The sequence below is a fragment of the Sphingomonas sp. ASY06-1R genome (assembly GCF_052180265.1).
GTDB lineage: Bacteria > Pseudomonadota > Alphaproteobacteria > Sphingomonadales > Sphingomonadaceae > Sphingomonas_I.
In genome coordinates, this window is sequence record NZ_CP197464.1 from 329408 (window position 1) to 337500 (window position 8093).

Below are 8093 nucleotides of genomic sequence, written 5' to 3' on the forward strand. Positions count from 1 at the left end.
GTTTCACCGATGGCCGGCACGGATCTAATGACGCATCTGCAGGTGATCCTGCGGCCGGACCCTTCGCGCACGGTGGTGCGCCCGTTCGAGCCCGGCGATCCCGATGGCTTTGGCAACGGCCATCAATCGCGGGTCGATCGCATCGCCGAACGTATCCTCACCCTGGACGAACACCATCTCAACGATGAGCTGGGCCGCATCACTGACAGCTTCGCCAATCGCGGGGTGAATGTGGAGGAGGTGCTGCTCCGCCAGTTCACGAAGATCGGCGGCCTCACGGTCGACGCTGCTCAGATCAGCCATCTGCAGAAGCTCGTCATCGCCGGCTATTTCTGTGAGGAATATTCGTTCGAGGCGGCCGCCTTGTTCAATCCCTCGATCGTCCTGTCGCACGATCAATCCGGCTTGCCCGACGACACGGTCCGCTTCGTCATGGCCTTGCGCGGGATCGGGGAGGGGCATGTCTCCTCCGTCACGTTCCGGACCGGCACCTGGACGCGTGGCGGCGAGGTGACGATCGACGATCCGGGCGTCGGCGGCATCGCCCCGCAGGTCGAACGGACGGAGGGGGAGGGCGATCGCCAGACCATCTATATGAATTGCGGCGGCACGCTCTCCATCTCCGAAACCGTGCTGTTCCCGGTTACGCCCGCGCAGCGGCAGGGGATTGAGGATCTGCGCCTCGTCACCTTTCAGGAAGACGATGGCAGTATCAGCCATCTCGGCACCTACACCGCCTTCAGCGGCTCCGTCGCCCGCTCGGAAATGCTGCGCATCGGCAATGATTTCCACAGCTTTGAGATGCACCCGATGCAGGGCGCGGCGGCCGGCAGCAAGGGCATGGCCCTGTTCCCGCGCCGCATCAACGGCCGCTACGCCATGCTCGGCCGCCAGGATAATGAGAATGTCTGGTATCTCACCTCGGACGATCTGCTGACGTGGGAGACGGGCCAAGTCATCATCCCGCCCAAATATTCCTGGGAATTCGTCCAGATGGGCAATTGCGGATCGCCGATCGAGATTGACGAAGGCTGGCTGGTCCTCACCCACGGCGTCGGCTCGGTCCGCAATTATTGCATCGGCGCCAGCCTGCTCGACAAGGACGATCCGACCAAGCTGATCAAGCGCATGGAATTGCCGCTGGTCCACCCCAGCCCCAAGGAACGCGACGGCTATGTCCCCAACGTCGTCTACAGCTGCGGCGGCCTGGTGAAGGACCGCACCCTGCTCCTGCCCTACGGCGTCGCCGACAGCTTCACCACCTTCGCCACCGTCTCGGTGGACGATATGCTGGCGGCAATGGTCTGACGAACCGACAGGCGCAAAGCCGCCCCCACCGTTCGTGCCGAGCGAAGTCGAAGCACGCTGCCCCAAACGAGCAGTAGAACGCCCTTCGACTTCGCTCAGGGCGAACGGCGGTGAGGTGGGAACATTGGCGCTACCCCGTTCGTGCTGAGCGAAGTCGAAGCACATTATCGCCGCAAAGCCACAAATCCCCCGCCACGCGCGATGGCATCCCGCCCCCGCATCGCCTACATGCAGGGTCGGACGCGACGTGCGTTTCTCGAAGGGCAGCGGTCTCGGCCGCAGGAGTATGCGGGCGATGCGGGTTCTGGGTGGGCTGTGGAAGCTGCTGGTGGGCATCAAGGATGCGCTCGCCTTGCTTCTGCTTTTGATCTTCTTCGCCTTCCTCTCCGCTCTGCTCACCGTGCGGCCCAATCCCAAGATCCCGACCAGCGGCGCGCTGCTCGTGCGCCTCAACGGCACGCTGGTGGAACAGCCTTCGGAGGCGAGCCCGCTTGCTCTGATCTCCGGCGACGGCCCCGCCACGCGCGAATATCGCCTGCGCGATGTCGTCCGCGCGCTGCGCCTCGCCGCGACCGATCCCGCGGTGAAGGTGGTGGTGCTGGATCTCGACAGCTTCGTCGGCGGCGGCCAGGCGGCGATCGCCGCGGCCGGGCAGGCGGCCGATACGGTCCGCCGCGCCGGCAAGCCGGTCCTGGCTTATGCCACCGGCTATGGCGATGACGGCTATCAGCTCGCCGCCCATGCCAGCGAAGTCTGGCTCAATCCGCTGGGCGCGGTGCTGCTCACCGGCCCGGGCGCGCCGCAGCTTTACTATAAGGGCCTGCTCGACAAGATCGGGGTGACCACGCACGTCTATCGTGTCGGCAAGTTCAAATCCGCGATCGAACCCTATACCCGCACCGATCAGTCGCCGGAGGCGCGCGCCGCCAATCAGGCGCTGGTCGATGCCCTGTGGGGCAGTTGGCAGCAGGATGTCACCCAGGCCCGGCCGCGCGCCCGCGTGGCCGCTTACTCGGCCGATCCCAACGCCGCCCTCGCCGCCGCCGCGGGCGATAGCGGCCAGGCCGCGCTGAGCGCCGGTCTGGTCGATCAGCTTGGCGATCGCATCGGTTTCGGCCAGCGCGTCATCGCGCTCGCCGGCGCGGACGGTACCGGCCAGCCCGGCGCCTTCACGACGCTGTCGATGGATCGCTATCTCGCCGCCCATCCCGAAACGGCCGGCAGCGTCGGCGTCCTCACCATCGCGGGCGAGATTGTTGACGGCACCACCGGCCCCGGCAAGGCCGGCGGCGAGACGATCGCACGCCTGCTGGGCGAAGAGCTTGGCAAGCGCCGGATCAAGGCATTGGTCGTGCGGGTGGATTCGCCCGGCGGATCGGTCACCGCGTCCGAACGGATCCGCAGCGCCATCCTCGCCGCCAAAGGTCGCGGCATCCCCGTCACCGTCTCGATGGGCTCGGTCGCGGCGTCCGGCGGCTATTGGGTCTCCACGCCGGGCACCACCATCTTCGCCGAACCGTCAACCATCACCGGATCGATCGGCGTGTTCGGCATCATCCCCACCTTTGCCGGTTCGCTGCAGAAGCTTGGCCTGTCCGCCGACGGGGTCGCCACCACCCCCTTGTCCGGCCAGCCGGACGTGTTTCGCGGCACCTCGCCCGCCTTCGACACGCTGATCCAGACCGGGATCCAGAGCGTCTATGGCCGCTTCATCGGCCTCGTCGCCCAATCGCGCCGCATCAGCCCGCAGCGCGTCGACGAGATCGGGCAGGGCCGGGTCTGGGCCGGCGGCATTGCCCGCCAGATCGGCCTGGTCGATCGCTTCGGCACGCTGGACGACGCCATCGCTTTCGCCGCTAAGTCCGCCAATCTCACGGGGGCCGACGCCCGGCCCCGCTATATCGAACAGGATGCCGCCAGCTGGAAGACGCTGCTGCGCGACTTCACGCAGAAGGATCAGGCGGGCGGCGAGGCGGCGATCGATCCGTGGACGCGCATCGCCCACCGGCCGCAGGAATTGCTGGCGCGCGCGCTCAGCGATGCCCAGGCGCTGGCCTACGGCCCGGCGATCCAGGTGCGCTGCATCGAATGCGGCGCTTCCGAACCCGCCCCGCCGCCCGCTCGCGCCACCCTGACCGCGCTGCTGGCGCGCCAGTTCGGCCTCTAGCCGTCGCCCCCGCGCGGGCCGGGCCGCAGCAGTTGCGCGAAACCGCACTGCGCGTCCCGGCAATGGGTATCGCGCCGTTTCCACTTATCCTTTAGAGCCTCGGAACAATGGCAAAGATCGAAACTCCCCGGCCCATTCGCGGAACCCAGGACATGCTCGGCGAACAGGCGGCCCGCTTCGGCCACGTCGTCGACACGTTCGAACGCGTGCGCAAATTATACGGTTTCGGCCGCGTCGAAACGCCCGTGTTCGAGGCCACCGCCGTCTTCTCACGCTCGCTCGGCGAGACCACCGACGTCGTTTCCAAGGAAATGTACACGTTCGAGGATCGTGGCGGCGACAGTCTGACGCTGCGTCCGGAGTTCACCGCGGGCATTGCGCGCGCCTTTTTGACCGAAGGATGGCAGCAATTTGCCCCCCTCAAAGTCGCCACGCACGGCCCTTTATTCCGCTACGAACGCCCCCAGAAGGGCCGTTTCCGCCAGTTCCATCAGCTGGATGCGGAGATTATCGGCGCCGCCGAACCGGCTGCCGACGTCGAAATTCTCGCCTTTGCCGACCAGCTTTTGCACGAACTGGGCATTGCTGATGGCGTGACATTGCAGCTCAATACGCTGGGTGACAGCGCCACGCGGGAGGCCTGGCGCCAGGCTTTGATCGCCCATTTCGAGGGCGCGCGCGACGCTTTGTCCGAAGAAAGCGTCGATCGGCTCGCCAAAAATCCGCTGCGCATCCTCGACAGCAAGGACCCGCGCGACCGCCCAATTGCCGATGCCGCCCCCGAAATCGACGCGCATATGTCGTCCGAAGCGGGCGCTTTCTTCGAAGCGGTAACCAAGGGATTGGACGCCGCCGGTGTCGCCTGGACCCGCAATGCCCGCCTCGTGCGCGGCCTCGATTATTACCGCCACACCGCCTTCGAATTCGTCACCGATCGCCTTGGCGCCCAGGGCACCGTCCTCGGCGGCGGCCGCTATGACGGCCTGATCGAGACGCTGGGCGGCCCACATACCCCCGCTGTTGGCTGGGCCGCGGGCATCGAACGCCTCGCTATGCTGATCGAGAAACCGGCAGAAGACCGCGCTTTCGTGGCCATTGTCGTCGAGAATGAGGCCGCCCAAACCGATGGTATCGCCACCGCGGCCGCGCTTCGGCGTGCGGGTATTGCGGTGGAACTGGTCGCCTCGGGCTCGCCCAAGAAGCGGTATGATCGCGCCATGAAGCTGTCACCGGGCGCCATCGTGTCGCTCGATCGCGGCGAAAGCGGGCCTTCACGCCGCTTCAAAGCGCTCGGCGGCGCGGTCGGCGACGTCGAAAGCGTGCTGGCAAACCTCGCATGATCACCATTCCGCTCGACCGAATCCGCCAGATCGAGGCGCGCCGCGATGAGCTGTCGGCATCGATGGCGCGCGCCGATCTGGCGCCCGATCAGTTCGTCAAACTGTCCAAGGATTATGCCGAACTGGAGCCGGTCGCGCAGGCCGCGACCGCGGTGCGGGAGCTGCGCCAGGAGCAGGAATCGCTCGCCCGGATGCTGGAAGAAGAAGGCGGCGACGCCGAATTGAAGACCATGGCGGCGGACGAACTCGACGAACTGCGCGAACAATTGGTCGCCGCCGACCGCAAATTGGCGCTCGCCTTGCTGCCCAAGGACGCCGCCGACGAACGCTCCGCCATCCTCGAAATCCGGGCCGGCACGGGCGGGGACGAGGCCGCCTTGTTCGCCGGCGACCTGTTCCGCATGTATCAGCGTTATGCCGACAGCCAGGGCTGGCGGGTCGAACTGATCTCCGCCTCGGCCGCCGAAATGGGCGGTTATAAGGAGGTGGTCGCCTCGGTCACGGGGCAGGGCGTGTTCGCCAAATTGAAGTTCGAAAGCGGCGTCCACCGCGTCCAGCGCGTGCCCGTTACCGAGAGCGGCGGCCGCATCCACACCTCGGCGGCGACCGTCGCGGTCTTGCCGGAGGCGGAGGAAGTCGACGTCGCAATCGACGAGGCGCGCGATCTGCGGATCGACGTCTATCGCTCGTCCGGTCCCGGCGGCCAGTCGGTCAACACCACCGACAGCGCGGTGCGCATCACCCATTTGCCGACCGGTCTGGTCGTGATCCAGCAGGATGAGAAGTCGCAGCACAAGAATAAAGCCAAGGCGCTCAAGGTCTTGCGCGCGCGGCTCTACGAACAGGAGCGTTCCCGCCTGGCCGACGAGCGGGCCGGGGCGCGCAAGTCCATGGTGGGTTCAGGCGATCGCAGCGAACGTATCCGCACCTATAATTTCCCGCAGGGCCGCGTGACCGATCACCGCATCAACCTGACGCTCCACCGCCTGCCCGAAATCCTGGAGGGCCAGATCGACGAGCTGCTCGGCGCGCTGATCGCGGAGGATGAGGCCAGCCGCCTGGCGCAGCTTTCCGAATAGCGGACGCGTGGTCACGTTGGCTTTCCTTGCCGCGGCCGCCTCGACCCCGCCCGCGCAGCCGCGCCTGCGGGATGTATTGCGCGATGTGACGGGTGGCTGCGATCGGCCCGCGGACGGCGCGGTCATTGTCTGCGGCCAGCGCAACCGGGAGTCGCCCTATCGCCTGCCTCGCGCCTTGCGCGACACCGGTTTCGACCCCGATGGCTCCGTCGACAGCGTCTCGCGGGAGCGGCACAAATTGATGGAAGGGGGCGAATCCGGCATCCATTCCTGCAGCAATACCGGTGCCGGCGGCTGGACCGGCTGCATGCTGCAGGATTGGGAACGTTCCAATCAGCAGCATGGCTATCAGCAGCCCGCGCGCGAGCCCAAGCGATGATCGCGTTCCTGCTGTTCGCTGCGCTCGGGGTGGAAGGGCCGTCGACGACCAAGCCCAAGATGGGCCCGATCGAGAAAGAGCATAAGATGGTGGTCGATGCCGTGCGCGGCTGTCCGGAGGCAGCGACCGAGGATGAGATCGTGGTCTGCTCCAACGATCGCGGCATCGCCGAAGGCTATCGCCTGCCCAAGCTGGACCCGCGCTTCGACGTGACCATCCGCGAAAAGGGGCGGGGGGCGCTGACCGACCGCGACATGGGGGCGAGCGGCGCCGGCTCCTGCTCGGCCACCGGCGCGGGCAGCTCGACCGGCTGTTCGCTGCGCGGGATCAACAATTGGGCGGCCGAACAGCGCCGCAAGAAGGCGGCCGAGCGCGCCTACCAGGATCCGAATAATTGACGGTCGCCCAGGCGCTTCGGCAGGCAACGCGCGATCTGGCCGCGGTGAGCGATACGCCGCGGCTGGATGCGGAACTGCTCCTGGCCCACGCGATGGGGATCAGCCGCGAGGCCTTGTTGCTGGGTTCGCCCGAGGCGGTGGTGCCGGACGCGTTTCGCGATCTCCTGGCGCGTCGCCTTGGCGACGAACCGGTCGCCTATATTGTCGGGCATCGCGCCTTCTGGACGATCGAGCTGGCGGTCACGCCGGCGGTGCTGATCCCGCGACCCGACAGCGAAACGCTGGTCGAGGCGGCGATCGCCCATTTCGGCCTGCGCGCGCCGCAGCGCATCCTGGATCTCGGCACCGGATCGGGTGCGCTGCTGCTGGCAGCGCTCGATCATTGGCCGACCGCGCAGGGGCTCGGCGTGGATCGCAGTGCGGCGGCGCTCGGAGTGGCGCGCGCCAATGCCGAGCGGCTGGGCTTGTCCGCGCGCGCGCAATTCCTGGAGGCGGGGTGGGAGACGGCCGCCGACGGCGGCTATGATCTGGTGCTGTGCAATCCGCCCTATATCGAAGCGGACGCCGACCTGCCCGCGCAGGTGGTCCGCCACGAACCGGCGTCGGCTCTGTTTGCCGGGCCGGACGGGCTCGACGATTATCGCCGGATCGCGCCCGCCCTGGCGCTGCCCGCGGACGGTGTCGCCTGCGTGGAAATCGGGGCAACACAGGCGCATGCGGTCCGCGCACTGTTCGAAGGGCAGGGTTTCCTGACCCAGGTTAAGCAGGATCTGGCAGGGCGTGATCGATGCGTCGTCGTGACACGTCATGGCTGATTTCCCCTTGGAATTACGCGGGTGAGTGTCTAAATGGGCTTAGGAATTGGGGCGTCGCGATCACGCAGACCCCCCGAAACCACTCCCCAGGGCTTGGCCGCCGGTTGCGGCGTCTCGGGCAAGAGACACGGGATGCCGCGCATTCATCTGCGCGCCCCGGACTCACCGACGGAGTGGCGATCGAGTTCGCGGACGAGAGTGTCCGGGATAACCGCCGGGGAAGTCCCGGTTTGGAGTGGTGATAGTTCCACCAGTGACGAGGATTAGACGAAGTTGATCAACAATCGTCAGAACGGTCGCCGACGCGGCCGTGGCGGGCAACAGGCGCGTAATGGTCAGCCTGGTGCCCCCGATCGTGGTAGCCGTCTCGACAACCGCGCGCGTGGTAACGCGGCCCAGTTGCTCGAGAAGTACAAGACCCTCGCGCGCGATGCGCAGATGCAGGGCGACCGCGTAAACACCGAATATTATCTCCAGTTCGCGGATCATTATTTCCGCGTGCTGAGCGAGAATCGCGCCCGCTTCGAAGAGCAGCGCCCACCCGCCCGCCAGAACGACAATCGCGACGATTTCGGTGGCGACGAGGATGGTGGCGACAGCCAGCGCG

General features: G+C 66.8%; 8 protein-coding genes (1 of these 8 cut by a window edge). All 8 read left to right on the forward strand.

The window, feature by feature from the left end; all coding sequences use genetic code 11:
- Positions 1–9 precede the first annotated feature (9 nt).
- Positions 10–1308 carry a glycoside hydrolase family 130 protein gene (locus ACSBM8_RS01705; RefSeq protein WP_442679951.1) on the forward strand — a complete coding sequence of 433 codons (1299 nt, stop codon included), beginning with the start codon at positions 10–12 and terminating at the stop codon, positions 1306–1308.
- A 295-nt stretch (positions 1309–1603) separates the two neighbouring features.
- Positions 1604–3475 (forward strand): signal peptide peptidase SppA, encoded by a 1872-nt coding sequence (sppA, locus tag ACSBM8_RS01710; RefSeq protein ID WP_442679952.1) that lies wholly within the window; start codon positions 1604–1606, stop codon positions 3473–3475.
- Between the two features lie 107 nt (positions 3476–3582).
- A complete protein-coding gene (gene hisS, locus ACSBM8_RS01715; protein ID WP_442679953.1) occupies positions 3583–4815 on the forward strand; it encodes a histidine--tRNA ligase in 1233 nt (410 codons plus the stop codon).
- Positions 4812–5894, forward strand: a complete 1083-nt coding sequence (gene prfA, locus ACSBM8_RS01720; protein WP_442679954.1) for a peptide chain release factor 1 — start codon at positions 4812–4814, stop codon at positions 5892–5894. Before hisS ends, prfA begins: the two co-directional genes overlap by 4 nt.
- A gap of 7 nt (positions 5895–5901) precedes the next feature.
- Positions 5902–6273, forward strand: a complete 372-nt coding sequence (locus tag ACSBM8_RS01725; protein WP_442679955.1) for a hypothetical protein — start codon at positions 5902–5904, stop codon at positions 6271–6273.
- The gene (locus tag ACSBM8_RS01730; protein WP_442679956.1) at positions 6270–6671 is read left to right on the forward strand and encodes a hypothetical protein; all 402 of its coding nucleotides are present in this window, start codon (positions 6270–6272) and stop codon (positions 6669–6671) included. Before ACSBM8_RS01725 ends, ACSBM8_RS01730 begins: the two co-directional genes overlap by 4 nt.
- Positions 6668–7486, forward strand: coding sequence for a peptide chain release factor N(5)-glutamine methyltransferase (prmC, locus tag ACSBM8_RS01735; protein WP_442679957.1), 819 nt, complete (start codon positions 6668–6670; stop codon positions 7484–7486). The genes ACSBM8_RS01730 and prmC overlap by 4 nt, the downstream gene beginning before the upstream one ends.
- Positions 7487–7759: 273 nt before the next feature.
- Positions 7760–8093, forward strand: partial view of a DUF4167 domain-containing protein gene (locus ACSBM8_RS01740; RefSeq protein ID WP_442679958.1) — the beginning only. The gene runs 590 nt beyond the window's last position; only the first 334 of its 924 coding nucleotides appear in the window; it begins with the start codon at positions 7760–7762; the stop codon falls past the right edge of the window.

Coding starts and splice junctions, on each gene's coding strand:
- ACSBM8_RS01730 (WP_442679956.1), top strand. CDS start 6,270: ATGATCGCGTTCCTGCTGTTCGCTGCGCTCGGGGTGGAAGGGCCGTCG.
- prfA (WP_442679954.1), top strand. CDS start 4,812: ATGATCACCATTCCGCTCGACCGAATCCGCCAGATCGAGGCGCGCCGC.
- ACSBM8_RS01705 (WP_442679951.1), top strand. CDS start 10: ATGGCCGGCACGGATCTAATGACGCATCTGCAGGTGATCCTGCGGCCG.
- sppA (WP_442679952.1), top strand. CDS start 1,604: ATGCGGGTTCTGGGTGGGCTGTGGAAGCTGCTGGTGGGCATCAAGGAT.
- hisS (WP_442679953.1), top strand. CDS start 3,583: ATGGCAAAGATCGAAACTCCCCGGCCCATTCGCGGAACCCAGGACATG.